The organism is Paenibacillus sp. MCAF9 (genome assembly GCF_052114265.1).
Taxonomy (GTDB): domain Bacteria; phylum Bacillota; class Bacilli; order Paenibacillales; family Paenibacillaceae; genus Pristimantibacillus.
On record NZ_JBFREL010000085.1, the window covers coordinates 1 to 624 of the forward strand.

1 tRNA gene and 2 rRNA genes are annotated in these 624 nt (G+C 49.9%); all 3 read right to left on the reverse strand.

The features are described from left to right. Window positions 1-125, reverse strand: a 23S ribosomal RNA gene (locus AB4Z45_RS32990); the annotation flags it as partial. Window positions 126-328: 203 nt separating this feature from the next. Next, window positions 329-404: transfer RNA gene (locus AB4Z45_RS32995), tRNA-Ala, on the reverse strand. A gap of 107 nt (window positions 405-511) precedes the next feature. Further along, a 16S ribosomal RNA gene (locus AB4Z45_RS33000) occupies window positions 512-624 on the reverse strand; the annotation flags it as partial.

Genomic DNA, 624 nt, shown 5'->3' on the forward strand with positions numbered 1-624 from the left:
CCCCCATTCGGAAATCCTCGGATCAATGCCTGCTTACGGCTCCCCGGGGCGGTATCGTTGTTCGCCACGTCCTTCTTCGGCTCCTGGTGCCTAGGCATCCTCCGTGCGCTCTTACTAGCTTAACCAAYTGCTCGTGGTGATTTCGATTGATCCGTCGTTGAAGCCTTATTTCTTTGATTAATAACCCCTTTAGAGGTAGAAATAACGTCTTCAAAAGCCGTCTTCAATTCGAAACACCTCTCGCTTACGTAAAAACAACTAAAGGATGTTTCAGCAATTCTTTTTCTTTCGTTATCCAGTTTTCAAGGTGCAAATTGATAAAAGTTGTTGGTGGAGCCAAGCGGGATCGAACCGCTGACCTCCTGCTTGCAAGGCAGGCGCTCTCCCAGCTGAGCTATGGCCCCATACAAATTCCATCAAAGCTGAACAAATGGTTTTCACGTCTTGCGCTCAAAGCGCCATATACCGATAACTTGTATCCGAACCTCATCGGGTCCGGGTATTTCCTTAGAAAGGAGGTGATCCAGCCGCACCTTCCGATACGGCTACCTTGTTACGACTTCACCCCAATCATCTACCCCACCTTCGACGGCTAGCTCCCTTGCGGGTTACCCCACCGGCTTC